This is a genomic window from Gloeobacter violaceus PCC 7421 (assembly GCF_000011385.1).
GTDB lineage: Bacteria > Cyanobacteriota > Cyanobacteriia > Gloeobacterales > Gloeobacteraceae > Gloeobacter > Gloeobacter violaceus.
Map to the genome: position 1 here is coordinate 200,927 of NC_005125.1, position 24,378 is coordinate 225,304.

General features: G+C 58.5%; 16 protein-coding genes. 6 read left to right on the forward strand and 10 right to left on the reverse strand.

Translation table 11 applies throughout. The features are described from left to right. Positions 1–50 precede the first annotated feature (50 nt). The 9 genes from GLL_RS01105 to GLL_RS01145 form a co-directional block, all read right to left on the reverse strand. A complete protein-coding gene (locus GLL_RS01105; protein ID WP_164928460.1) occupies positions 51–587 on the reverse strand; it encodes a hypothetical protein in 537 nt (178 codons plus the stop codon). Further along, positions 584–1,183, reverse strand: coding sequence for a PIN domain-containing protein (locus tag GLL_RS01110; RefSeq protein WP_164928461.1), 600 nt, complete (start codon positions 1,181–1,183; stop codon positions 584–586). The genes GLL_RS01105 and GLL_RS01110 overlap by 4 nt, the downstream gene beginning before the upstream one ends. Further along, positions 1,173–2,228, reverse strand: coding sequence for an IS4 family transposase (locus GLL_RS01115; protein WP_011140213.1), 1,056 nt, complete (start codon positions 2,226–2,228; stop codon positions 1,173–1,175). The genes GLL_RS01110 and GLL_RS01115 overlap by 11 nt, the downstream gene beginning before the upstream one ends. A 770-nt stretch (positions 2,229–2,998) precedes the next feature. Then, entirely contained in the window at positions 2,999–3,271 is a 273-nt protein-coding gene (locus GLL_RS01120) for a hypothetical protein (RefSeq protein WP_011140214.1), read from the reverse strand. Between the two features lie 23 nt (positions 3,272–3,294). Beyond that, positions 3,295–4,581: a polymorphic toxin-type HINT domain-containing protein gene (locus tag GLL_RS01125; protein ID WP_011140215.1), complete on the reverse strand. Its 1,287-nt coding sequence runs from the start codon at positions 4,579–4,581 to the stop codon at positions 3,295–3,297. Between the two features lie 403 nt (positions 4,582–4,984). After that, positions 4,985–5,314: a hypothetical protein gene (locus GLL_RS01130; protein ID WP_164928462.1), complete on the reverse strand. Its 330-nt coding sequence runs from the start codon at positions 5,312–5,314 to the stop codon at positions 4,985–4,987. A 74-nt stretch (positions 5,315–5,388) separates the two neighbouring features. Further along, the gene (locus GLL_RS01135; protein WP_164928463.1) at positions 5,389–6,378 is read right to left on the reverse strand and encodes a polymorphic toxin-type HINT domain-containing protein; all 990 of its coding nucleotides are present in this window, start codon (positions 6,376–6,378) and stop codon (positions 5,389–5,391) included. A 165-nt stretch (positions 6,379–6,543) separates the two neighbouring features. Continuing rightward, on the reverse strand, positions 6,544–7,092 hold the full coding sequence (locus tag GLL_RS01140) for a hypothetical protein (protein ID WP_164928464.1): 549 nt from the start codon (positions 7,090–7,092) through the stop codon (positions 6,544–6,546). A gap of 12 nt (positions 7,093–7,104) precedes the next feature. Then, the gene (locus GLL_RS01145; RefSeq protein WP_164928465.1) at positions 7,105–12,972 is read right to left on the reverse strand and encodes an IPT/TIG domain-containing protein; all 5,868 of its coding nucleotides are present in this window, start codon (positions 12,970–12,972) and stop codon (positions 7,105–7,107) included. 709 nt (positions 12,973–13,681) lie between these two features. On the opposite strand from GLL_RS01145, the gene GLL_RS01150 reads away from it, so the two are divergent. The 3 genes from GLL_RS01150 (at position 13,682) to GLL_RS01160 (ending at position 17,904) form a co-directional block, all read left to right on the forward strand. Then, positions 13,682–15,886 carry a YncE family protein gene (locus GLL_RS01150; RefSeq protein WP_011140218.1) on the forward strand — a complete coding sequence of 735 codons (2,205 nt, stop codon included), beginning with the start codon at positions 13,682–13,684 and terminating at the stop codon, positions 15,884–15,886. 76 nt (positions 15,887–15,962) lie between these two features. Next, complete coding sequence (gene bchB / locus GLL_RS01155; RefSeq protein ID WP_011140219.1) at positions 15,963–17,480, forward strand: ferredoxin:protochlorophyllide reductase (ATP-dependent) subunit B; 1,518 nt, start codon at positions 15,963–15,965, stop codon at positions 17,478–17,480. 100 nt (positions 17,481–17,580) lie between these two features. Next, positions 17,581–17,904, forward strand: coding sequence for a hypothetical protein (locus GLL_RS01160; protein ID WP_011140220.1), 324 nt, complete (start codon positions 17,581–17,583; stop codon positions 17,902–17,904). A gap of 4 nt (positions 17,905–17,908) precedes the next feature. On the opposite strand, the gene GLL_RS01165 is transcribed toward GLL_RS01160, so the two are convergent. Then, positions 17,909–18,817 carry a bifunctional riboflavin kinase/FAD synthetase gene (locus GLL_RS01165; protein ID WP_011140221.1) on the reverse strand — a complete coding sequence of 303 codons (909 nt, stop codon included), beginning with the start codon at positions 18,815–18,817 and terminating at the stop codon, positions 17,909–17,911. Positions 18,818–19,121: 304 nt separating this feature from the next. On the opposite strand from GLL_RS01165, the gene GLL_RS01170 reads away from it, so the two are divergent. The 3 genes from GLL_RS01170 to GLL_RS01180 all read left to right on the forward strand — a co-directional run bounded on the left by GLL_RS01170 (position 19,122) and on the right by GLL_RS01180 (position 24,376). Next, positions 19,122–21,197, forward strand: coding sequence for an NAD(P)H-quinone oxidoreductase subunit 5 (locus tag GLL_RS01170; RefSeq protein ID WP_011140222.1), 2,076 nt, complete (start codon positions 19,122–19,124; stop codon positions 21,195–21,197). A 15-nt stretch (positions 21,198–21,212) separates the two neighbouring features. Then, positions 21,213–22,784, forward strand: a complete 1,572-nt coding sequence (locus tag GLL_RS01175; protein WP_231848301.1) for an NAD(P)H-quinone oxidoreductase subunit 4 — start codon at positions 21,213–21,215, stop codon at positions 22,782–22,784. 407 nt (positions 22,785–23,191) lie between these two features. Beyond that, on the forward strand, positions 23,192–24,376 hold the full coding sequence (locus GLL_RS01180; RefSeq protein ID WP_011140224.1) for a sigma-70 family RNA polymerase sigma factor: 1,185 nt from the start codon (positions 23,192–23,194) through the stop codon (positions 24,374–24,376). Positions 24,377–24,378 lie beyond the last annotated feature (2 nt).

Genomic DNA, 24,378 nt, shown 5'->3' on the forward strand with positions numbered 1-24,378 from the left:
AAAAGATCCCGATATGGCACAAAAAAGAAACGAAGATAATCAGTTATATATTATTCGTCTGTTTGGAGTGATTCCGCCCCGTTGCTGACAGCATACTTCCATTTTCCTTTGTATTCGCTTTCAAACCAGATATACCTGTGATAAACCCCCCTAAAATGGTAGTCAAGCTTGTGATGATCTTTGAACCAGCAGACTGAACCCTCTTTATCAAGGAGTACAACACCCTTCTCATAGATGAGCAAAATATCTTCGTAAACTGGTTCAAATTTTGTATAATAAAGGCCGAAGTCGTCACATTCCTCTCGATTGAGTTGAATAGCAATGGTGAGCTTTTTTGCGACCGCGTCGAAATGATAAACGTCTTTTCCAGTATGATTCAGCAGTATTCCGTAGCGCGAGTCTCCACTTTTCCAGAAGTCGATAAACATGCTTCCGGTTAATAGGCTACTGTGCTTGTAGTCAATAGGTAGGTCTTGTTCGGGATAAAACGTTACGCAAGCATCCCTCCAGCCAAAATCGAGATAGCCATGGCCCTCGAAGCTGATGCCATAGCTACCCGAACGAGCCGAGTCGGTTGTCTCAATCATGGAGAGATCCTCGCTGCTCCGATACCCCCAAGTTTGACGAGCGCATTATAAAATGCTTTGTCAAAAGTGATCACTGGCGTTCCACTCAGTAAGCCAGTTGTACCAATAATCGCATCACCATCAAGTCCTTTGATAGAGCTGTAAGAAACGATCTTTGGATTGTTCATGAGTGTAAAATCAGAAATCGCTCTACGGAGTCTAGCCTGTGTTGTCACATCCACGGACTCCTCGAAAATTGGCAGCCTGCGAGCGACACTCGGGAGTCCGTCAAGTTCCCCTCTTGTCACCAAATCTTGGAGTTCCATCAAGGTTTGGCGAGTGACGAAGGGTTTCTCTCCTGAGTTGATCAGTTTTAGAGCATCCTGGAATCGAATAACAGCATTGGTATCCAAGAGTACTCTTCCACCTGCTTTAGCAAAGCCCCCAAATGGCACCAACGCCAGACCCGACAGCGCCGCCCCCGCCGCGTCTCCCAACACAATCGAAGCGCCGATGCCCAACAAAGCCGAGGGTACATTCAGACCAGGGATCAACCCACCGACATCTGCCAACAGCTGCAACACCCCCAACACCAGAAATGTTGAATCAATGGACATATGTACACGCTCTGGGCAGCCGCGCTCTACGCCTCTGGCTACCGAGTAATTTTCCTAGCCAATGCACATAACTGATTTCTTGGCACATACAACATTGCAAGTAGCGCAACTTATCCAACCGTTGGCTCCCCCAAATCTTCGGCACGCTCACCAGTTCCAGCAACAGGTGGGCAATCAGGGTGATGTAGAGCTGCATCCGGATGCCATTCTCACTTTTTGTCATCAGCCGCTTCAGCTTCAAATGCATTTTCAGAAACTTCCATAACAGCTCTATTTGCCAGCGTTGACGGTACAGTTCCATCACCTCCTCGTCCCTGACTAACCATTCGCCCTCGCCAGGCAAATTGGTGACCAATCGATACTCAGCCCGGTTCTCGATATCGCAGAAGTTGACCACTCGATACATCCCGGACTCTTTGCCCGTTCCCACCCGCATCCGTCCAGCATTGCCCTCGAAGGCGAGCTTGTAGTTGCTCGGGATGCGCATTAAAAAATATTTGCTTGATGCCTGGGCATTTTTTAGATATTCCAGTCCTGCAAAGCCCCGGTCGAATATACCTACGCCATTTTCAGGAATCGCTTGAAGCATTTCATTAACAAAATTAGAATCGTGGTCGTAGCCAAAGTTGATCAGGCTACCCTCGGTGGTGCCGCTGCCGTGTTCAAGGCAGGTGAGCAGTTTGACCTGGTGATAGTCTTGTGCCCATAGCAATTTGCTTGTCAAGCCGACTACCGTTGAGTCAATTGGGCAAGGATGTAGTTTTTTAGCGGGCAGTTCTCGCCTGACCCGGACCAGCAAGGCCTGATACAACTGCTCGAAGATTTGGAGAGAGCGGGACTTGCAGGCTTTGGAAAAAGTGGAGATATCGACGGGGATGCCAGTGTGGTTGACGCGTTTGAAGAGGTCCCGCATGCTGACGGTACTTTTGTCCATCACCAGGGCAAGCCAGCAACTGAAAAAGAGCCTGGAATCGAGAACAGGAAAATCATCATTGGGCAAGGAAGACAGAGCGGTTTTGACAAGTTGCGGAAAATCGAGTAGCATTGTCTCAACATAATGAAATTGAACACAGCTCGAAGTTTACACGACTTCGAGCTGTTTTTGTAGGATCAATTCCTGACATTCAACACTTCTGGGATGGACAGTACGAAGAATGATTAATCAAAGACAGTAAGAATCTCGCCTTTTCCTATATCTTTTCCATCCCATAGTCTAAATTGCGTACCGGATCTAAGTCGAGGTTTTATGTACTCAGGAAACAAAAAAGTTATGGGAAGAACCGAAGTCGAGCCGGGCTGAAGATAAATGTACGCTTGATCCATGGAAAACGTACAGTCGAAAGCTTCACTTTCCAACATAAACACACAGCCATGCTTCATTTCTGGTCAAGGTAATGCCCTTCCGCCTTCTTCCTTAGTGAAAAGGTAAATCCTGGCAAGAATATCCGGTTTCAGACTTTGTCTATCGTACTGCTCATCAGAATTAGGCATGAGTTACGAGTACCCCTTTGCAAAGTATAGCTGTCGCCACTTAGGCTAGGACTTTTTGACGATGTCCAAGTTCATTGGCACTTGATCCATGTGTCCTAAGGTTCTAGGCGACAGCTATAGCCCTGATCTGTCAAACACGGGCGAAACGTTGAATCTTCGTGAGCTGAAAGGCCGTGCTTTCGTTGAAAAATCCCTATGTGACAGATCAGGGATACCTGGCGGTGTGGCGGTAGTTTAGTAAGCCGAACCGGGCACCGGCACCTATCCCAGTTGACCAGGCACTCCCACCGACAGGTCGATTTGGGCGGAAGGGATGCTACAAAGTTATTTGATAGAACGGTTAGCTTCTAAAAAGTCTAAGACCTGCCAAATAGGCTTTGAGAACATGTGTTCGCTGAGACGAATTCCGTAATATTTGAGGCATTTCTCAAAAACGATCCCCAAATCATCCATATAGATATCATGGATTGTCGCCGAGTCCGAGACGAAAAATGGTCGTTCATCGGGCTCAAACAATGCAGTAAAAAACTCTTGTGCCTGTTCAGCCCTTTTACTCATCTCAATCGCCGCACCCAAGAAAAATCTATTCTCGGACATATTAGCTCCTTAAACTTGTGAAACTAAAACGGAACATAACGACCACTCCTAATTGAGTTAATAATGTTCCTCTCCCTGATCGGTCCAACCGAAATGATCTCAAACTTGTCACTTGCTACGGTGATTCTTAGCAAACGACCTTGTACCTCCTGGATGACGTTTATGTTTGGCTTGTCAAAGGGGCTTACATTAATCGGACCCGCATCCAGGAATCGCCTTGCACCAGGTTCGTTGATCAGGCGGTTCAATCGCTCTTCTGTAAGTTGACCAGCCAGACCACCCAATCTTTTGTCCTTAAGCTGTTCCACGACTCGCGTGTTGAGCTTAAACAGAGGGCACTCGTTGTGCACCCAGGCTTGGTTGTGGCCGACGAAGAAGGTGTGGTCCCCCTCGACCTCCAGATTGTACGTCCTCTGCCTGTGCGGTTGCGCTTCCAGTCCGGCCACCCGTAGCCACTTGCCATCAGCCGCCTGCACCCGCTCCCCGCTTTTCAGTCGCTCTGCCGCGGTCCAGCCCTTGTCTTTGAGGAAGAACGGGTGCTCCCCAGTCACCGTCAGCGTGTCGCGCTCACCCTGCCCATTGGTTTCGCGCAACTCCAACCGGTAAACGGGCCTATCATCGAACTGGAAAGTACTCTTCACCCGGCGTAAACTCTGCTCGCCGGTCTGCTCGTTTCTGGCCAGGACTTTCTCACCCGGCTCGACAAGCTCGATGGGTTTGGCCCCAGCTTCGGTCTGAACCTCGGTGCCTTCCGAGAAACACCCGCACGCCCGGCTCGCGGCGACGATGCCTCTGCTCAGACCGGTTCCGGCCTTGAGCAGACCCACCCCGGCTTTGGCAACCCCCCCGAACGGTACCAGCGCCAGACCGGAAGCCAACGCCCCCGCCGCGTCACCCAAAGCCGCCGCCACTCCGATGCCCAAGATGGCGGAAGGCACGTTCAGACCCGGGATCAACCCACCGACATCCGCCAGCAACTGCAACGCCCCCAGCACTCCCACCAGGTCCAAATGGGCAGAAGGAGGAGCGGTCGAGGCGTTCACCTTGAAACTCGACGAAGCCGTCAGATTCACCCCGGCCACTTTGACCACCAAGGGACCGGTACTGGCATTCTCAGGAAGCGAGACCTGGATCTGGGTGGCACTGACCGCCACCGCATAGGCCGCGATGCCGTTGATGGTCACCGAATTGAGGGTGTTGAGATTCGTGCCGTTGATGAGCACGGTGTCTGAGGCGCTGGCGCTCAAGACACCGCTGCCTGGATTGCCGACCACCCCGCCGGAAGTGTTGATGCTCGGGGTGGCCTTCACGTCATCAGTAGGTGACCTGGGAAATTCTGAACCTTCAGGGCTTAAAGTCTGCTCAGGGAGAGGCTCTCGTCAGAAAGACCTTCGGTTTTTCCGATTCCCATACTTAGAAGCTGGACAGTGTTTGTATAACAGCGGCTGAATCACAAGCTTGCAGTTTTTCCGGGTCAGGAACGAAAAGTGCGATGTAACTATTCAGGTGCCTTAAAGGCAGTCACAGAGCAGATTCCAGAATTGAATTTTCAGGAAAAACAACTCTTCATTGTCAATAAGCACGGAGAATTAGGGCTTGCAGCGATCATTATTGATAATAGCTTTTTCAGCTTTTTCGCTTGAAAGACTTGCTGAGCAAGAATCACAGCTCCTTCTATGCGACCTGAATAGTTACAGTGCGATAAATTACTGATCAATAAACAGCAAGAACCTCACCCTCTCCTATTTCTTTTCCATCCCACAGCTTGAATTGTGTACCCGGTCTAAGGCGAGGTTTTACGGAATCTGAAAATAGAAATTTTACGGCAAGGATTGAAGTCGAGCCAGGTTGAAGATGAATGTATGCGTCATCCGCAGTGAACGTGCAGTCAAATGCTTCATTTTCCAACATGAGTACGCAGCCATGCTTAATTTTAGGCCAGGGCGACATTCGTCCTCCCTTCTCTTCTGTGTAAAGGTAGATTCTGGCAAGAATATCAGGTGATAGACTTGTCCTATTGAGCGTTTCGTCAGAATTGAACATGAATCGCAAATACTCCTTCGCAAAACTGTATGCAGAATGGCCCGTTAATCATTGCATCACCGCTTGTGTATCCGTTATTTAAGTGAGGGCAGAGGGGCCGCTCTCAACATCGTTGGAGGCGACAAATTCTTCAGCAGTTCTGTCGGAATCGTTACAGTGTCTACTCCACCAATGCCTCTGTCCAAAATTAATCTTGTGACTTGCGGATTCGCGAGCAAACTAGAAGGAACACGTGTTCTCAACAGAGTGTACGGTCCTTCAAACGGCCTGTTTATAAACTGAGAACGAGCGTAACGGGCTGCACCCTCAGCAGTGACAGAGAAATACTTGATCTCGATGCCGTATGGGTTCCTGAAAACACCAGACGATTTGATATCTTGCAATTCCTTATCAAGGACGGCTCTGTACAACGAGATACATTCGTTGTGCACCCAGGCTTGGTTGTGGCCGACGAAGAAGGTGTGCTCTCCCTCGATCTCCAGATTGTACGTCCTTTGTCTCTGCTCCTGTGCTGCCAGTCCAACGACCCGCAACCACCGGCCATCGACCGCCTGCACCCGATCCCCGGCTTGCAGCTTGTCTGCCGCCGTCCAACCTTGGCCCTGAAGGAAGAACGGGTGCTCCCCGGTCACCGTCAGTGTGTCGCGCTCACCATCCCCATCGGTTTGGCGCAACTCCAACCGGTAAACGGGCCTATCATCGAACTGGAAAGTACTCTGGACCCTGCGCAAATTCTGCTCGCCGGTCTTTTCGTTCCTGGCGAGGACTTTCTCGCCAGGTTCGACCTTCTCAATCGCTTTGGTCCCGGTCTCGGTTTGGACCTCGGTGCCTTCGGCAAAACACCCGCATGCCCGGCTCGCAGCGACAATCCCTCTGCTCAGACCGGTTCTGGCTTTGAATAGACCCACCCCGGCTTTGGCAAACCCGCCGAAGGGCACCAGAGCCAGACCGGAGGCCAACGCCCCCGCCGCATCGCCCAACACCACCGAAGCGCCGATGCCCAAAATGGCGGAAGGCACATTCAGATCGGGGATCAACCCGCCAACATCCGCCAAGACCTGCAACGCCCCGAGCACTCCCACCAGGTCCAGGTGCGCAGAAGGAGGAGCCGTCGAGGCGTTGACTTTGAAGCTCGACGAAGCCGTCGGATTTACCTCAGCCGCTTTACCGCAGCTTCAGTTGCTCGTCTGCAGTCCAGCTTGATCCGCCCGTGTAGACTTGGGCGGGTTCTACCCTTCGTGCAAACGCTTCACCGCCTCCAACACTTCCTCCACTGGTATGTGCTCAAATTCGTAGACAGCCTCGATGCGATCGAACGTTGGTTGTGGGGCATGGAAGTAGGCTAAATCAAGCTCTACGTCGCCGTAGATCCACCAGCCTAAGGAGGGTGGAAAAACTGCGTACGTGCTAGCGACAAATACAACGGGCGGAGAGAAGCTATTCAACGTCGGATAGTAGTCGGATTCGGTATCCTCGGTCGTGAACCCCACCGCTGGGTAGGTACCGTAGAGTTGAAAGAAGGTTCCTGTCCTCTCTCCATGCCTGATGATGCCTTCTAGTGGATCCGGCTCCACCGTTATGTACACGAAAGATCTGTCGGCACTGATTGTTAGTGCCTCTTTCAGGAAAGCGAAAAACCCCTTAGACCGCAAGCTATCAGGGTCAAAGAAAATGGATGTTTTGGCAAAAACAGGATCTTCTGCTTTGTCAATGCCAGGGAATTTCTTTGCGATGGAATAAAGGGCAATGAACCTGTCTGGATCAGTGATATAGGGCATGTATTTCTCCAGCTATTTAAGCCGCAGCTTTAGTACCTGCTCACCGTTGACTAGGAGTTCGGCAGTTGGGGGACCAGATTTCGAAAAACTGCGCAGATAGTACTCAGTAGCCCCTTTTGAGAAGCGCAATATATCTCCTTTCAACGCTTCAATTGCTGGCAGTTCGGCGAATCCATTATCCAACAGGTTCTCCCTAAATTCATCAACAGATACATCCGTTCGGATATTTCTGGTAGTAGTTTTTCGCCGCGTCACGTCCAAGTATTGAGAAGCCAAGCCGGTCGGCAGACACTCGTTGTGCACCCAGGCCCGGGTGTCGCCGACGAAGAAGGTGTGCTCCCCCTCGACCTCCAGATTGTACGTCCTTGCCCTCTGCTGTTGCGGCTGCAATCCAACGACCCGCAGCCACTTGCCATCGACCGCCTGCACCCGCTCCCCGCTTCTCAGTCGCTCTGCCGCTGTCCAGCCCTTGTCTTTGAGGAAGAACGGGTGCTCCCCGGTCACCGTCAGCGTGTCGCGCTCACCCTGCCCACCCGTTTCGCGCAACTCCAACCGGTAAACGGGCCTATCGTCGAACTGGAAAGTGCTCTGGACCCTGCGCAAATTCTGCTCGCCGGTCTTTTCGTTCCTGGCGAGGACTTTCTCGCCAGGTTCGACCTTCTCAATCGCTTTGGTCCCGGTCTCGGTTTGGACCTCGGTGCCTTCGGCAAAACACCCGCATGCCCGGCTCGCAGCGACAATCCCATTTCTCAGACCAGTTCTGGCTTTGAATAGACCCACCCCGGCTTTGGCAAACCCGCCGAAGGGCAAGAATGTCAGCCCGAACCCGGCCGCACTGGCTGCGTCTCCGAGCACAATCGAAGCGCCGATACCCAGCACAGCGGAGGGCACGTTCAGTCCAGGGATCAGCCCACCGACATCCGCCAGCAACTGCAACGCCCCAAGCACGCCCACCAGATCCAGATGCGCCGAGGGGGGAGCCGTCGAGGCGTTGACCTTGAAACTCGACGAGGCCGTTAGATTCACCCCGGCTGCCTGGACCACCAAAGGCCCAGTCGTGGCGTTCTCAGGCAAGGAGACCTGGATCTGGGTGGCACTGACGGCAACGGCATAAGCCGCGATGCCGTTGATGGTCACCGAGTTGAGGGTGTTGAGATTGGTCCCGTTGATGAGCACGGTGTCGGAGGCGCTGGCGCTCAAGACACCGCTGCCCGGATTGCCGACCACGCCCCCGGAGGAATTGATCGTCGGGGTGGCCTGTACGTCGAAGAAGCCGCCGCTGGCTGTCCCTCCCGCCGTGGTGACCGAGACTGCCCCGTCGGTGGCACCGGTGGGCACCGTTGCCGAGATTTGGCTTGCGGAGACAACCGAAAAGCCGGCGGCAGTAGCGTTGAACTTGACCGAGGAGGCGCCTGTGAAGTTTGAGCCGTTGACCGTCACACTCGCCCCGACCGCCCCGGCCGTAGGCGACAGGGAACTGACCGACGGGGGGGCGTTGACCGTGAAGCTGCTGGGGCTGGTGGCCGTGCCCGCCTCCGTCGAAACGCTGATCGGACCACTGGAAGCACCTGAGGGCACCGACAGGTTCATCTGGGTGCCCGAGGAGGACACCGAGAGAATCGAAGCGGCCGTGCCGTTGAAGGCCGCGCCGTACAGGTTGTAAAAATCCGCGCCGGTGACGGCGATGTTGTCCCCGGCCTTGCCGCTGCTCGGGCTGAAGCTTGAGATCGACGGCGGCACAATCACCGTGAACGTCGCATTGTTGGAAGTGCCGCTTTTGGTGGTGACATTCACCGGCACGCCGTAGTAACTCGGCAAGCCCGAAGGCACAATCGCCTTGATTTCGCTTGCCGAAGTGGAAGTGATCGTGGCGGTAAGGCGGTTATCGAATTGGACGGTCGGGGCGTAATTGAGATTGGCGCCGCTGAGGGTAACAGTGGAACCTGTCACTCCCCGGCCAGGACTGATGCTGTTGATTTGCGGTGCGGGCGGCAGCACCTCGAAAGTGACCGAATCGGGCTGGTAGTAGGTGCCGTCATACACCGAGTAGCCGTCGGCCGTCAGGGTGTAGACCCCCGGTGGCGTGGCGGTGCTCGTCTGCACCCTGACGGTGAAAGTGCTGTAAACATACACCGGATCCGGACTGATGCTCGCGCTCAGCCCGGAGGCACTCGGCGAGACCCGGACGCTGCCATCGACCAGGTCGCTGTTCGGCCCTTCGAAATAACCGCAGATGTTGCCCAGGCTCTGGCCCGCCACGACCGTCAGCGGCAAAGGCGTGCAATCGAGCGTATCCTGACCGGGGGCGGTGTCGGTTCTGGAGCCGGGCTGGCCCAATTTGACGGACTTGGTCTGGGCGGACTGGGCCAGCCGCTCGACCGGCCGGGAGATTGTTGAAGGCGAAAGGGTGGCCCGTTCTTTCGAGATGCTCTCGGCTGCCCCGGTAGCACGCGGAGCCTCGGGGGTACTGATGCTCAATCCGGGCAACGTTGCCACCCCGCGCGGGCGCACATCGGGCCTCAGGCCGGTCGGGTCGCTCGTCGTCACAGGAGCGTTGCCCAGATAGCGGTACAGATTGGTGTCCCCACCGGCAAAACCAATCGGGTCCTCGGCCATAAACCGCTGGTTGCCCGCGTGGTAGTAGCGCGAGCGCATGTGGTAGACGACGCTGGCGCTGTTGACCGCCTCCGCTCCGGCAAACAGCCACAGGTTGTTGCTGCTGGTGTTGCTGGCAGTGACCTGACCGAAGGGCGAATAGCCGTAGCCGGTCTTGATTGCCTGGGTCGAGCCGTTGACCGCCGCGACGACCGAATTGTTGAGCGGGTCGTGCAGCAGATACTCGTCGGTGCTCCCCTCGCGGCTCATGAACACCTCATCGAGACCCAGGCCCACCAGATAGCGCCGCGTCGTCGAACCGGTTTTTTGCTCGATGACCTGGTTGCCGCTCAGCAAATAGCTGGTGGTCGTGCCGCTGATGGTCTTGCCCATGCGCCGCCCGAGCGCGTCGTAGACAAAACTGACCGTAAAGCCGGCGTTGTTGGTGTAGCTGCTCAGCTGGTTGCGGGCGTTGTAGGTGAAAGTCACCTTGGTGGAGCCGACGTTCTGCTCGACGAGGTTGCCGCTCCCGTCGTAGATAAGCGTGCCCCCTTCGAAGGCGGTCATCCGGTTGGTGCCCGCTTCGTAACTTGGTGTGGTCGAAGCGCCCGGCCGACTGCTGGAAGTCAAATTGCCGTCTTTGTCGTAGGCGTTGGTATAGTTGCCCGCCGGGGTGGTGGCCCCGGTCAATTCCCCGGTCTCGTTGTAGCTGTAGCTCTGGGAGGTGGCCACACTCGGCGTCGAAGGCCCCGATTCGGTGCGGCTAGTCAAATAGCCGCGCGTCGAATAGTCGTACTGGTATGCGATTTCCCGAAGCAGTGTACCCCCCGGACCGCTAAAGAGCGCCCGCTCCACCTCGCCGCCGTCGTTGTAGAACAGTTCTTCTTTGATGCTGTTGGGGTAGTTGATGGACTTGAGCGAACCGTCCGGGTCGTACTCGAAACCGACCACGGCGTTGTTTTGGTCGCAGGTGCTATTGCCGCACAACCCAGCTGTCGCCAGACTGGCGTCGTCGTCTTTGTAGTCGTAGTTGATGAGTGGGGTGGCGCTGGCGTCGCTGGTCCCCTTTTTGATCGACGTGAGGTTACCGGAAGCGTCATAGAAGTATCTGACTGTCTCGCCCGTGCCGATCCGCTCGGTTTTCAGGCGGCTGACTTGGTCAGTGCCGGTAAAGTACTCGAAATAGACGTTGCGGGCGCCGGAAGCGTCGCTACTATCGGTGATCGAGGCCACCTGGTCCAGGGTGTTGTAGGAGTAGGTGAGCTTGGTACCGTCGGCAAAAGTGACGTAGCGCAGGCGCTGCTTGGAACCGTACTCGTACAGCGTTTCTTGACCCCGGGCGTTTTTGTACTTGCTCAGCAAACCAAGATTGTTGTAAGAAAAGTACTCGGTGCGGCCTGCCTGGGCGCGGGTGGCCACCCGGTCCATGGGGTCGTAAGTGTAGGTGGTCAGCACGCCGTTGGGGGCTTTGACACTGGTGACGTTCGAGTTGTCGTCGTAGGTAAATTCGGTGATGCGCCGAGTGTTGCTTGCATCGCTCGGGCTGGTGATCTTGATGAGCCGGTTGAGCGTGTCGTAGCTGTATTCGGTCCAGCGATTGGTCTGCTCGAACTGATAGCAATAAAAGACCGCTTTGAGGCGCGAGAGGGTGTCGTAACGAAAACAGGTCTGCACCCCCGAAGGGTCGGTAATATAATGCGGATCCTGGTTGGCGGTCCCCGGTGTGATGTAGTTGTTCGGGTAATCGAAGTACTCGAACTCGGTGGTGCGGCCCTGGCCGTCCACCACCCGCGTCGCCTGACCGTAGGGATTGTAAGCTTCAAAAGAGGTGTTCTCAGGCAACTGGTCGGCGATCGATTTGAGCGAACCTTTGTAGCCGCTGTTCTCGTAGCTGCCCGCCGGGTCATTGTACTCGTAGTAGGTCGATTGGTTGTTGGGCGTCGTAACGCTGTCGATCTGTCCAAAGGGGGCTGTGAAACTGTAGGAAGTCCGTCCGGAATCCGCCAGTTCGATGCCGCTCAAGTGGCGAAAGTAGCTTCCGTCGTAATCGAAACGAGTCTGCTGGCCGTAGGCGTTGGTAAAACGCGTCAGATCCCGCGTGCTCGGATCGTACTCGAAACCGTAGGTCGCAGCGGCATCGATGGCGTAGCTGAAAGCGGTAATCTGCTGCGTCGAGGCATCAAAATTATAAGTAACTTTATCCCAATTTTGTTTGTCGGAAGTCTTGTAGAGGGCGTCGTTGACCGCCGTGCTGCCGGTGCTGTAGACGTACTGGGCGAGCACATCGTCGGCGGTGTACTGGTCGCCGTTGGCACCGGGTCTGCCGTCCATACCCGGCAAAGTTTGCAGAGTGACCCGTCCTGCCTGTCCACTGGTGTTGAAATTCTCGTAACTGTTGGTCAGCCGCACGGTGCCGCGCGGGTCGGTGATCTTCGTCAAATAGTGATTTTGATATTCGTAGGTGGTCAGGCCGTTGACGGTGCGCGTGGTGCCGTCCGGGTTGTTCACCGACTGGCCGTCCATGGCGTTGTGAAAATATTGCAAGTCCCCGGCACTGTTGTATTCGTAAAGCACACTGCCGCCGACGGCACCCTGGTTGTCGTAGAGCGTTGCGGTGCGCACCTGGTGGGTAAAAGTTGCGTCGTAGGTAAAGTCGATGCGCCGCCCAAACGGATCTTGCACGCGGGTGAGGTTGTTGCCGCTGTAGCTAAAGGTGATCGCCTTGCCAAATCGGTCGGTGAGGCTGTTGAGCTGGCGCGTGCCGCTCAGGGTCGCAGAAAAGCTCAGCACCAGACCGCTTTCGAGCGTCAGCACCAGCGTGCTGCTTGTGGCGTTGCCGCTCACGGTAAACGAGCCGCGAATCGGGTCGCTGGGGTTGGCGTTGCCGTAGGAACCCGCAGGAGCACCGCTCACCCCAGTGGCAAACAGCTGCGCCCCGCCGGTGGGCAGGGACAGCCGCACCTTGGTGATCTGCCCGGCAACATCGAGCACCGGGGCGGCGCGCAGGCTGTAGAGGCCCATGTGGGTACCGGGGCCAAAGGGACCAGGATAAGAAGTGAGCGGCGTGCGGTCTTGCTCGGAACTCTGGTAGTGCCGCTGGAGCATCAGCGGGTAGCGCCCGCCCAGGACCAAGTCCACCGTGTCGTAGGCGTAGTGGCCACTGACAACATCCACCGAGGCGCTCGCCGCCTGCAGCGCGAAACCACCGCAGTAGACGAACAACACCAGCAGGCAGACAGCGCGCCGCAAAGCCGCACGCCAACGACTCAGGAAGGCATTTCTCATAAGGAACCACCAGAGGAAGGCTAGATAAGTTTTACTGAGCGTGCGCAGGTGCACGCCGCGTCAAGGGCCAAATGGCCCCCTTGCCCAAAGCCGATAGGCAGCATGGCACCCATCAACTTTGGAGATAAAGGAGCACCGACTCGGCGCGCTCAAGCCGGAAACGGCTGAAAAATCGCGGTATTGAGCCAGGTCGAAAGCAAGACGCTATCCCGCAGCCCAAAGGCAGACAAGTTTGCCGGACTGCGCAGCCAGAAGCGCGTTTTTTTGCTGGGGACTCAGACAAGATACTGGCCTGCATTCGAGAAGTCAATAGCAAATTCCAGATTTAGTGAGAAAGAATAGCGGGGACACTACCGGCAAACTCTGGAGCGCTCCGGCGCGGTCAAACCTCCAGCGGCAGTCCTCCAGGGCAAGGGAACTAGACGATCCCCGCCAGTACCCGACAAAAGCGTTCGACTTCCGTTTCGGTAGTTCCGCCTGCGCGCACCGTTCAAACGAACGTTTCAAGTCGAAGCCCGGAAGATCGGCGCTCATAGGCAGCCTGGCGCAGATGCTCGATTTCGAGGCGGTCACCCCGGCACCACCACACCTCCGCAAGCCGGTGCAATGGGTAACGGTCTGTAAATTGTTATCTGTGTGACTACTTTTGCGGAACGCACAGGCGGCCTACTGTGGCTATCATTGGGGCTACAGAGCTTGAGGGCGCGCGGTGCAAGGCTTCTGGGGCAAGGTAGTGCTGGTGGCGGGCACGGCGTGGATTTTGGGGTGGCAAGCCACTGCGGCCTGGAGCGCCACGGGCTATCTGCTGGTTCCTAAAGCCCAGGAAGTCCGCCGGGTGGATCTGGAGACCGGCAAGCTCGCCGGGACGCTGAACCTGCCGGTGGGCAACGTCTACCACAACGCCGCGCGCACGGCGGACGGTCAGTTGCTGGTGGCGGGCGACGGGGCGGTGAGCCTCATCGACGCCGAGGGGCGCCTGGTGGAGCAGATCCCTTTGCCGGCGCCGGTGGTCTCCGCGAGCTTCAAAAAAAGCGACTCCGACATCCCGGTGCTGCAGGCGAGCGAAGCGCAGACGCGGCGGCTGGTGGGCTTCGACTACAGCCCGCGCACCCGCACCGCCTACTTGGGCATCCAAAGTGAGGAAGTGACCACCCTCTACCGCGTCGACCCGGTGGCGCGCACGGTGCAGGTCTTCGCTACCCTCAAAGACATCGCCAACCCCAAAGATCTGGTGGTGACCGCCGACGGTCTGCGCGTGTACGTCTCGGCGGTCGACTTGTTGCCCGAGCCCGCCGCGCGCGTCTATTCGATCAACCCGGTGACCGGGGCGGTGAGCGCCCCGCTGGAGGCGGCCTTCGACCCGGCCCGACCCCAGATGGCCCTCAGCCGCGACGGCAACTTGCTCTATCTGATGGCGGCCGACGACAGCCTGATCGTGGTCAACACCCGCTCCAACACCGCCGTGCGCCGATTGCGCATCGCCGGGGCCTCCAAAAAGGAGGCCCGCATCCAGCGGGTCTTGGGCGCCCTCGACAATCGCCATCTCTGGGTACTCACCAACCGCCGGATGCTGCTGTGGGACCCGTTCAACGCCCGGGCGGTGCTCGACAAGGCGTTGCCGGTGGCGGCGATGGATGTGGCGATGAGTGCCGACAAGGGCCGACTCTGGTCGCTGCACCCGCCTGGCGGCGAGGGCAAACCCGCCGAAGTGCGCGCCTGGGACAGCACCAAAGACAGCCTGCCGGCGGCGGGGAGCTTTAGCGACGCCGTCTCCGGGGGCAACCGGCTGCTGCTTGCCGAGCCCCCCGACCCGGCTGCCGCTTTGAGCCTGCCGCGGGTGGCGGTGGTCGGCTTCGAGACGGGCCAGCCGCGCTACGGCCGCTATCCCAACGTCGCCGATGTGATTAGCGGCGATCTGCTCTGGACCCGGCGCTATGAGATCGTGCCGCCTTTGCAGGTGCAATCGGTGCTCGATAGCCTTGAGCTGAGCCGCAATCAGGTGATGGGCAACCCCGACGCCATTCGTCAGGTGGCCACACTGCTCGGGGCGGACATCATCCTGGCGGGCGAACCGATCGGCGTCGATATGCCCAACCGCAGCCTCGAAGCGCTCAGCTCGCTCATCAGCCCGATCGCCGCTTTTCTGGTGCCGCAGTTTTTTCAGCCCAGGGTCTTCAGCCGCGCCGAAGCGTTCGATGCGACGGGCAAATCCCTCTGGAAGGGCGATGTGGTCAACTCCGACAGCGCTTTTTTTGCCGGCAAGACCGACACGGTGCTTCTGGCCAACGCCCTGGTGATTACCGCCCACGACATCGCCAACAAGTTCTCCAAAGGCATCTACAACGAGATCAAACAAAAAGGCTGGCGCACCGACTTGCCGCCGCTGCTCAAAAACGATGCCCTCAAAGACGTCAAGCGCGTCGCCCTGCTGGGTCCGGAGGTCGGTCCCAATTCATCGCTATTCAACGAAGTCACCAATACCCCCGAAAGCCTCGGGCAACTGATTGCCCCCCGCCTGGGCGACGCCCTCGGTTGGGAGGTCGAAGGCCCGGACGAGGCGCTCTCGCAACTGGCCCAACTCGGTTTGGAACCGGCGCAGATCCTTACTACCGACCCGAAACTGTTGGCGCGCGCCCTCGGGGTGGACGCGGTGATGCTCGGGCTGGTGCGCAGTTCGACGTATATCTCCGGCGGTTTTGTGGGCTTGTCGCAGAACGCGGCGGCGGATGTGGTGCTGCAGTTCGAACTGGTCGATCAGCAGGGACGGGTGCTCTGGAAGGATATTCAGGTGCGCAACATTACCGTGGGCGATGCGCAAGGCAGTGCGCTCAGACAGGCGGCCAAGGCGATTGTCGAGCGGCTCGAACAGGGCATCGAGCAGGCCGAGGGACCCGACAAAAACCAGCGCTCTTAAAACGGGTGTCCCAGGCGGCAGATAGCTTAACTGGGCGTATTGTGATGAATACCAGACTGTGCGCGGAGAATTTGCCATGAAACTTGCCTACTGGATGTATGCCGGCCCCGCCCACATCGGCACCCTGCGCATCGCCACCTCCTTCAAGAACGTCCATGCGATCATGCACGCGCCTTTGGGTGACGATTACTTCAACGTCATGCGCTCGATGCTCGAGCGCGAGCGCGACTTTACCCCGGTCACCGCCTCGGTGGTCGACCGCAAGGTGCTCGGCCGCGGCTCCCAGGACAAAGTGGTCACCAACATCGTGCGCAAGGACCAGGAGGAAGCCCCCGATCTGATCGTGCTCACCCCCACCTGCACCTCGTCGATCCTCCAGGAGGATTTGCAGAATTTTGTGGCCCGCGCCCAGGAGCAGTCCAAAGCCGACGTGCTGTTGGCCGACGTCAACCACTACCGGTACAACGAGTTCACCGCGGCGGACCGGACGTTGACGCAGATCGTCAGCTACTACATCGAGAAACTGGCAGGTAATCTCCCGGCCCGCAGCGAAAAGCCCACAGCCAACATCCTGGGCATCTCGACGCTCGGATTTCACAACCACCACGACTGCCGCGAATTGAAGCAGTTGCTGGCAGATTTGGGCGTCGAGGTGAACGTCGTCGCCCCGGAAGGCTGCTCGGTGCACGACATCCAGAAGATGCCCAGCGCCTGGTTCAACGTCGTGCCTTACCGCGAACTGGGCCGCGGCGCCGCCGAGTACCTCCAGCGGCAAACCGGCCAGCCTTTGATCGACATCACCCCGATGGGCATCCTGCAGACCGCCCGCTTCATCCGGGCCGTCCAGCAGATCCTGAATACTCAGGGCGCTCGGGTCGAATACGAAGAGTATATTCGTTCGCAAACATTATTCGTCTCCCAGGCCGCCTGGTTCTCGCGCTCGATTGACTGCCAGAACCTTCAGGGCAAGCGCGCCGTGGTCTACGGCGACCTTACCCACGCCGCCGCCATGACCCGCATCCTCGCGCGCGAGATGGGCGTGCGCGTCGTCTGGGCGGGGACATTTTGCAAGTACGATGCCGAGTGGTTCAAAGCGGAAGTGGCGGATCTGTGCGACGAGGTGCTCATCTCGGACGATCACGCCGAAGTGGGCGACCGCATCGCCGCAGCCGAACCCGCCGCCATCTTCGGCACCCAGATGGAGCGCCACATCGGCAAGCGCCTCAACATCCCCTGCGGGGTGATCTCTTCTCCCATCCACATCCAGAACTTTCCGGTGGGCTACCGGCCGTTCCTGGGCTACGAAGGCACCAACCAGATAGCCGACCTGGTCTACAACTCCTTCACCCTCGGTATGGAGGATCACCTGCTGGAGGTGTTCGGGGGCCACGACACCAAAGAAGTGATCACCAAGACGATGACCGCCCAGAGCGATCTCGAGTGGGACGAAGCCGCTACCCGCGAACTGGCCAAGATCCCCGGCTTCGTGCGCTCCAAAGTCAAGCGCAACACCGAAAAATTCGCCCGCGAAAGCGGCCGGGACAAGATTACCCTCGAAGTGATGTACGCTGCCAAAGAAGCGGCGGGGGCGTAGGGTAGGTGTCAGGATGAATACCAGTCCAGGAAGCAGGTCGGCTGGACAGCGCAATCCCCACTGAAGATACGATAGGCGGTGTCCCTGGGCTGAGTTCGGTATGGAACAACGTTTGGACAGCATTGACCTGCGCCTGGAGCGTCTGGTATCGGGCATTGAGGGGTTGCGGGACGCTGCCGATCGACAGCAGAGCAGTCTGGATCGCCTGGAGGCCGTTGTGGAGCGTCAGAGTCGGCACATCGAGCGCCTGGCGCATATGGTGGGTGAACTGACGCGGGCCGTCTCAGAAAGCGCCCGGGCATCCCAGGCAGCGGCAGAAGCCGCCCGCGAAGCTGCCCAGGCCGCCCGCGAGTCCGCCTTCTGGGCGCGTAGCGGTGTCGATGCAGTGCGGGATTTGATCGAAGAATTGCGCGATCGCCGGTAAGCACCTACGGGTTACCGGCAATCTCTTTGAGAGCTGCTTCGCGGTCGCGGTGCAACTGCGCCACCAGTTCGCCCGGCGAGCCGAATTTTTGCTCAGGGCGCAAGTAGCGTTCCAGGGTGATCTTGATGTGCTGGCCGTACAGATCGCCTTCCCAATCGAGCACATGCACCTCGATGGTGCGTTTCAGACCGTCGAAGGTGGGGCGCAGCCCGAGATTGAGCAACCCCCAGCGCTGCTGCACTCCCCAGCGCGCACTCACCAGGTACACACCGTCCTTGGGCAGAAACTTGCGCCCGCTCACCTGCAAATTCGCAGTCGGAAATCCCAACAAACGGCCGCGCTGATCGCCTCGCACCACCTCGCCTTCGAGGCCGTAGGCGCGACCGAGCAGCAACCGGGCCAGATCGAGATCGCCGCAACCTAGAGCTTCGCGAATCACCGAACTGCTGACGCGCCGGCCCCTTACCTGCCGCTCCGCCAGAATCTCGATATCAAACGCCCCCGCGCGCGCATAGCTCTGGAGCATCTCGGTGGTGCCGGCGCGCTCCTTGCCGAAGCGAAAGTTCCAGCCCACCGAGACAAAGCGCGCCCCGAGCCCCGCCACCAGCACCTGCTCGACAAAGGCGCCCGCCTCGGTGGCCGCCAGTAGTTCATCAAAAGGCAACACCAGCACCTGGGCGATCCCCAGGGCCAAAATCGCGGCGGTGCGCTCGCGCTCCGGGGCCAGCAAAAACCCGGTTTTGCCCGTGAAATATTCGCGCGGATGCGGGTCGAAGGTCAGAACCGTCGGGATGCCCGCCCGGCCCAGGACCGCCTGGATCACCGCCTGATGGCCGAGGTGAACGCCGTCGAAGTTGCCCAGCGCCACCGCACAGGGCGTCGCCACCTCCGAGAGCGATCGAAACACCGCCATGTCACGCTCCTTTACCCGCGGGAATTTTTGTAAAGATCTCGCAATATATCCAGGGTATCTGAAAAGAGTCTTAAGGCTGCTTCGAAAGGACCGGAAGCTTGCCTACACTCCAGGAAAGGCACTCCCTGCTGTTGCGACCGAGATGCAAAGTTTTATTGCATTCCAGTTAAAAAAATCTGCATCCGGAAAGATTCCTTTGATTGGGTTGCTTACAATAAGCTCTCGGAAGGAATTGCACTTGCCCGGCTCGGGCGATTGACCCCGTGTGCGGTCGTTTTTGCAGGGATTTGACAAGGAAAGTCTCATGGAATGGGTTTACACGTTTGCCTGGCTGATTCCGGTGCTGCCCCTGGCGGCGGCGACCCTGGTGGGCCTGGGATTTATCTCGGTGCCCGAGTGGACGAAGCGCCAGCGCCTGCCGGTGGCGGCACTGAGTATCGGCACCCTCGCCGTCACCTTCGTACATTCGCTGCTGATTCTGTTTCAGGCTGTCGGCGGTCACGAAGCGTATACCTGGCAGTTTGAGTGGGCGGCGATGGGCGGCATCGTCGTACCCATGGGCTTTACGGTCGACAATCTGGGAGCGGCGATGCTCACGGTGGTCACCGGCGTCGCCATGCTGGTGATGATCTACTCCCACGGCTACATGGAGCACGATCCCGGCTATGTCCGCTTTTTTTGCTATTTGAGCCTGTTTAGCTGCTCGATGCTGGGATTGGTGGTCTCGCCGAACCTGATCCAGATTTATGTCTTCTGGGAACTGGTGGGCATGTGCTCCTACCTGCTGGTGGGCTTCTGGTTCTATAAGAAGGCGGCGGCCGATGCCGCCCAAAAGGCGTTTATCGTCAACCGCGTCGGCGACTTCGGGCTGCTGTTGGGCATCTTGGGGGTCTACTCGATCACCCGCACGTTCGATTTTCCGGGCCTCGCCCCGGCCATTCAGGCCGCCATCGAAAGCGGCGCGGTGCCGCTCGCCCTGGTGGTCGTCTACTGTTTGCTGGTGTTCATGGGTCCGATGGCCAAATCCGCCCAGGTGCCGCTGCACGTCTGGCTGCCGGATGCGATGGAAGGCCCGACGCCCATCTCCGCCCTCATCCACGCCGCGACGATGGTGGCGGCGGGGGTCTTCCTGGTCGCCCGCGTCTTTCCGGTCTTCTCCGAGGTGCCGGGGGTGCTCGAGGTGATCGCCTGGACGGGTGCCGTTACCGCCTTTGTCGGTGCCACCATCGCCATCACCCAAAACGATATCAAGAAGGGCCTCGCCTATTCGACCATCTCCCAGCTGGGCTACATGATGATGGCCATGGGGGTGGGCGCCTACGGGGCGGGCCTGTTTCACCTGGTCACCCACGCCTGCTTCAAGGCGATGTTGTTTCTGGGTTCCGGTTCGGTGATCCACGGAGTCCACGACAACCAGGACATGCGTTTGATGGGCGGTTTGCGCAAGTACATGCCCATCACCTCGGCGACCTTTTTGATTGGCGTGCTCGCCATCAGCGGCATTCCGCCCTTCTCGGGCTTCTGGTCCAAAGACGAAATCTTGAGCGCCACCTTCGATCACAGCCTGGTGCTCTGGGGTATCGGGGCGTTCACCGCCGCGATCACCGCCTTTTATATGGCCCGCATGTACTTTATGACCTTCGAAGGAGCCTACCGCGGCGAGAACGCGGCGGCCCTTACGGCGGTGCGCGCCTGGCGGCAGAACGTCGATAGAGAAGGGGTCGTGCGCGGCTTTGGCAGTCTGCCCAGCTTCGGTCCCGGGGCGATGCACACCGATGAGTTGGCGGCCCACGGCCACGGTGAGGGCCACGAGCACGGCGAGGAACACGGCCACGGCGGCACGCCCCACGAGTCGCCCTGGTCGATGACCCTGCCGCTGGTGGTGCTCGCGGTGCCGTCGATTTTGATCGGCTTTGTGGGTCTGCCCTGGGACAACGCCTTCGGCCACTTTCTCGAGGAGGGCAGCGGCTACCACGGCGCCAAACATACCTTCGAGCTGGGCCACTTCCTGCTGATTGCCGGCTCCTCGACGCTGCTGTCGGTGGGCGGCATCGCCCTCGCTTACTATCTGTACATCCTGCGGCCGGAACTGCCGGGGCAGATCGCCCGCCGCTTCGAAGCGGTCTACTTGTTCTTTATCAACAAGTGGAACTTCGACTGGCTCTACGAGCAGGCCTTTGTCAAGACCTCGCGCCTTCTGGCCCGCGGCACCCTGCAAGTCGATCAAAAGGGTGTCGACGGCGTGGTCAATTTCTCGGGCCTCACGACGCTGCTTGCGGGCGAGGGGCTCAAGTACTTCGAGTCGGGCCGCGCCCAGTTCTATGTGCTCATCATCTTCGGTTCGCTGCTCGGCCTTGTCGCCGTGCTCGGCCTTCTCTAAGCACAGGTGCAAAACATGTTTCCTTGGTTGACTGTCATCATTCTTTTGCCCCTGGTGGCGGCCCTCGCGGTGCCCCTCATCCCCGAAAAGCAGGTCAAGTGGTACAGCTTTGCCGTCTGTCTGGTGGACTTTGTCCTGATGGTGGCCGCCTTTTTTACCAGCTACGACCTGAGCAATCCGGACATCCAGCTGGCCGAACGCTACCGCTGGATGCCCCAGATTGGGCTGGAGTGGTCGGTGGGTGCCGACGGCCTCTCGATGCCGCTGATTTTGCTCACGGGCTTCATCACGGCCCTGGCCACCCTCGCCGCCTGGCCGGTGACCCTCAGGCCACGCATGTTCCACTTTTTGATGCTCGCCATGCTCGCGGGCATGGTGGGCGTGTTCGCCGTCCAGGACATGGTGCTGTTTTTCCTGTTCTTTGAACTGGAACTGGTGCCGGTCTACCTGATGCTCGCCATCTGGGGCGGCAAGGGGCGGCTGTACGCGGCCACCAAGTTCATCCTCTACACGGCCGTCGGTTCGCTTTTTATCCTGGTGGTCGGTCTCGCCATGTACTTCTACGGCGACCTGCGCACCTTCAATATGGTCGAACTGGCCGCGAAGAACTACGACCCGACTTTTCAGAATCTCTGTTTTTTGGGCCTGCTGATTGCCTACGCGGTCAAGCTGCCCATCTTCCCGCTGCACACCTGGCTGCCGGACGCCCACGGTGAAGCGACCGCTCCAGTGCACATGCTGCTGGCGGGCATTCTGCTCAAGATGGGCGGCTACGCGCTCATCCGCATGAACGTCGGCTTCTTCCCGGAAGCCACCCAGCTCTTTGCGCCCCTGCTCATCGTGCTGGGGATCGTCAACATCATCTACGCGGCCTTGACCTCCTTCGGCCAGCGCAACCTCAAGCGCAAAATCGCCTACTCGTCGATTTCGCACATGGGCTTTGTGCTCATCGGCGTCGGTTCGCTCAGCGAAATCGGCATGGGCGGCGCGATGCTGCAGATGATTTCCCACGGTTTGATCGGCGCGTCGCTGTTCTTCCTGGTCGGGGCCACCTACGACCGCACCCACACCCTGATCCTCAGCGAGATGGGCGGCATCGCCCCCAAGATGCCCAAGATCTTCGCGATGTTCACCGCCTGCTCGATGGCTTCGCTGGCGCTGCCCGGCATGAGCGGCTTCGTGGCCGAGTTGATGGTCTTCGTGGGCATGGCCACCACCGACGCCTACAGCTTCCAGTTCAAGGCCCTGGTGGTGCTGTTCGCCGCCTTTGGGGTCATCCTCACCCCCATCTACCTGCTCTCGATGCTGCGGGAAATCTTCTACGGCACCCTCAACCACGCGGTGGTGCACGAAGAAGATCTAGTAGACGCCGAACCGCGGGAGGTCTTTATCATCGCGAGCCTGCTGGTGCCCATCTTCGGCATCGGGCTCTACCCGAAGCTCACCACCGACCTCTACGCGCCCACCACCGATCAACTGACCCGGGTGACCCGCGAGCGCATCGCCCGCGCCGCACCGCCGCCCGCCCTACTCAGCGGCGTCTACAGCGTCGAATTTGCCGACAGGGACCGCGTCAGCTTGCGCTAAGGTGCCACAACAAAAGCCAAAAACCCCGACCCTACGGTCGGAGTTTTTTCTTGACTATTGGGTGGTTCGAAAACTTGCTTTGAATATCGATGGGCCTGGGATAAAAAGCAGCACTTGCAACCGCGCCAATCATTGCGCCGAGGCCAGGGAAGCGGAAGGGGGGCCGACCCGACGCGCGGGTTGCAGGCAACTGCAGGACCGGCTTGGCACACCAGAAGAGGGAACCGAAGCCTCCTGTGTTCATTTAGCGCCGGGTTTGAAGATTTATGCAGGCAGAGTGCCGGGTTAACCATTCGTGACCGATCGTTTCTTAATTTCGGCTTTCTCCGATAGAATGTACGGCCTGATGCCGTAGGCTCCTGCCGCCCCATTGCCGCTCTCAGTCCTGTCCCATTCCGGGGGTACCCATGCAACCGCGTACACAGATCGTTCAGGTGTTTTGCACCTACGCGATGTTGGACGACAGCCAGTGGATCGGCTGGCGGGTGGATGGCGAGTTGCGGCGCAATATGGAGGCGCATCTGCAGAGGCAACCCGCCGGAGTACAGTCTGTCGAGCAGTGGTGCTTGTTCTGGTTTGAGCGCTGGAGGGGGGGCGAGGACCGCTTTGCCCGCGCCCATCTGATTGCGTTTTTGTACGAGCCGGCCTACTGGTCGGCCCGGTTCGTGCGGGCGGGCTTCCACCGGCAATTGACCCTCACGGATCTCTGCCAGACGGCCGTGGCCAATGTCGATCTGGTGCTGCAAGGCTTTAATCCGGCGCGGGGCAGCGATCTGAAGCGCTTTGCCACCCGCGTCTTTCGCAATATCCTCTACAAAGCTTTGCGCGAATTTCACGAGGCGGAAGTGTGCACGACCTGGTCGCTGTTGCGCAAGTACAGCCTCAAGCGCCTGGAAGAAGCCCTACAGCGGCAAGGTTACGACGAGCGGCAGATCAAGAGTTTTCTGCTCGCCTGCCGCTGCTACAAAGACACCTACGTGCCGGTGCCCCCGGCGGGCACCCGCCATCTGCAGCCGCCCGTCGAGCAAGATTGGCAGCGCATGGCCGGGCTGTACACGGTACGCCGAGAGCCGCAGCTACACCAGCCGGCGGCAGCCGGGCAGTTTCGAGAATGGCTCGAACTGAGCGCCAAAGCCCTACGTCAGATGCTCACACCCGAGAACTTCTCGATTGGCGTCGGAAGTACCGACGAGCAAGGAGACGGCATCGAGTTGCTGCGGGACCCCGACTTGAATCCCCTCGACGCTGCGGGCGAGCGCGAGGAGGAAGCTTACAGACAGGCTTTTCGGCTACAACTGCGCTCGGTGCTGGTGGGGACGCTCGCAGTGCTCGAAACCCCCCTGCAGCGGGTACTCGAACTGTATTACGGCGAGCAGCTCAACCAGCAAGAGATCGCCGAGCAGCTGGGCATCAAGCAGTACACGGTCTCACGCTGGATGAACCGGGCTAAAAAGCAACTGGCCACCGCCCTGGGCCAGTGGGCCAAACAAAAGCTGCATGATTCTCTGGAGTTGGATGTAGTGGAAGGTATGAACCGACTGCTCGAAGAGTGGCTTCAGATGCATTTCCAACCTTCCGACGAAGGGGAGTAAAT

Coding starts and splice junctions, on each gene's coding strand:
- GLL_RS01105 (WP_164928460.1), bottom strand. CDS start 587: ATGATTGAGACAACCGACTCGGCTCGTTCGGGTAGCTATGGCATCAGC.
- GLL_RS01110 (WP_164928461.1), bottom strand. CDS start 1,183: ATGTCCATTGATTCAACATTTCTGGTGTTGGGGGTGTTGCAGCTGTTG.
- GLL_RS01115 (WP_011140213.1), bottom strand. CDS start 2,228: ATGCTACTCGATTTTCCGCAACTTGTCAAAACCGCTCTGTCTTCCTTG.
- GLL_RS01120 (WP_011140214.1), bottom strand. CDS start 3,271: ATGTCCGAGAATAGATTTTTCTTGGGTGCGGCGATTGAGATGAGTAAA.
- GLL_RS01130 (WP_164928462.1), bottom strand. CDS start 5,314: ATGTTCAATTCTGACGAAACGCTCAATAGGACAAGTCTATCACCTGAT.
- GLL_RS01140 (WP_164928464.1), bottom strand. CDS start 7,092: ATGCCCTATATCACTGATCCAGACAGGTTCATTGCCCTTTATTCCATC.
- GLL_RS01145 (WP_164928465.1), bottom strand. CDS start 12,972: ATGAGAAATGCCTTCCTGAGTCGTTGGCGTGCGGCTTTGCGGCGCGCT.
- bchB (WP_011140219.1), top strand. CDS start 15,963: ATGAAACTTGCCTACTGGATGTATGCCGGCCCCGCCCACATCGGCACC.
- GLL_RS01160 (WP_011140220.1), top strand. CDS start 17,581: ATGGAACAACGTTTGGACAGCATTGACCTGCGCCTGGAGCGTCTGGTA.
- GLL_RS01165 (WP_011140221.1), bottom strand. CDS start 18,817: ATGGCGGTGTTTCGATCGCTCTCGGAGGTGGCGACGCCCTGTGCGGTG.
- GLL_RS01170 (WP_011140222.1), top strand. CDS start 19,122: ATGGAATGGGTTTACACGTTTGCCTGGCTGATTCCGGTGCTGCCCCTG.
- GLL_RS01175 (WP_231848301.1), top strand. CDS start 21,213: ATGTTTCCTTGGTTGACTGTCATCATTCTTTTGCCCCTGGTGGCGGCC.
- GLL_RS01180 (WP_011140224.1), top strand. CDS start 23,192: ATGCAACCGCGTACACAGATCGTTCAGGTGTTTTGCACCTACGCGATG.